This is a genomic window from Acinetobacter sp. YH12132 (assembly GCF_013418645.1).
Taxonomy (GTDB): domain Bacteria; phylum Pseudomonadota; class Gammaproteobacteria; order Pseudomonadales; family Moraxellaceae; genus Acinetobacter; species Acinetobacter indicus.
The window spans coordinates 1-1,394 of record NZ_VPBR01000037.1 but is presented as its reverse complement, the minus strand read 5'-3'; the positions used below and the strand labels follow the sequence as shown (position 1 = coordinate 1,394).

Sequence of the window (1,394 nt, the reverse complement as noted above, 5' to 3'; positions counted from 1 at the left end):
GGAGCCGAGCGTCGCTTCAATCGGAGTGCATCACGGTATAACGCTGCACCTGTCTTAATTACGGCTTATATCACCGCCTGAACGCATTTAAGACCGCCTGTGGGCTTTGTTTGATCAACGCAAGGGAATTACCCCAATATACTCACGATCACCCTTAGACTACTCATTCTGCTGCCTGCTTTGTTCAGTTCCCCCAGTAACAGGCTTAAAATCACCGCTTAAATGCTGTCGTCACTAATCCTTCCACCCATTTAAACGGACGGAATATTAATTTTGGTAGGTTTTAACAACGAAAGGGATTTATTTTAAATCTAGTGAAGTTATAATCGCTTTACTGCACGGGGATTTTATCCTGATCTTATCTAGTGTTTGCGACACAGATAACTTTCGTTATTAATTATTCCAGTAATTAATAACCGTGCTTTAGAATATATTTTAATCGTGTGATTAATACAATGCCCTAGAACATAGATTTTAGGGCATTTTTTATTTATTTATGACCACATGACAACATGTTTACGGTTTTTTAGGGGTTTTAGGGTCTCCCTAACAAGAATCACAGTGCCCTCTGTGTATGCTTGCTCTTTTTTTTCCCTGGAGATCTCCAGTAAGAACAGAACGAGTGTCTACGAGTGAACTGACGCAATATGCTGCTAAAACACTTTTTTCCCTGATTACAAGCTCCCATACGATTTAAAACGATAGAACTTAGCGAAGCGACGCAAACGCATCCGACATCCCGACGGCTCGCGCGGGTGCGGTGCGAATAGGAGCGAGCATAGACAACAACGACAAATGCAGTTATTCTGCTTTCAGTTGTTGAAAAGATTGTCTGTGTCGCAATGGACTTCAAAAAATAGAAAAGCCTCCTAATTTGGGGGCTTTTTTATTGGTCTCTTGGTATATTGACGAAATCTCAGTCCACGCCCGAAAATAAAGGCTTTCAGACGATCTCTAGTTCTAGCAATTCAGACAACAAATATAATTCTTTTTCATCTAAAGCAATTCTGTTTTCACCACTTAAAGACAATAAAACTTCTGTGACCTTTCCTTGTTCTTCAAAGAAATGACCATTCTCTGTATGTACGAATTTTACTGTTTTACCTAAAAGCTCTATGACTTGTTTCATAACAACCACCTTTTTTTTTAAGTTTTTGATTTAGTGATTAGTATCATTATGGTGAGAGTTGAGCAGATAGAAGGTAATACTCACCCTAAAGCACCTATAAAGGCACTTTAGGAGTATTTCCCTCTGGAGCATCACTACGGAGCCGAGCGTCGCTTCAATCGGAGTGCATCACGGTATAACGCTGCACCTGTCTTAATTACGGCTTATATCACCGCCTGAACGCATTTAAGACCGCCTGTGGGCTTTGTTTGATCAACGCAAGGGA

General features: G+C 40.6%; 1 protein-coding gene. It reads right to left on the bottom strand.

Features of this window, described 5'->3' with window-relative positions; translation table 11 throughout:
- Positions 1-943 precede the first annotated feature (943 nt).
- Complete coding sequence (locus tag FTU67_RS14130) at positions 944-1,129, bottom strand: hypothetical protein (RefSeq protein WP_180051361.1); 186 nt, start codon at positions 1,127-1,129, stop codon at positions 944-946.
- Positions 1,130-1,394: the final 265 nt, after the last annotated feature.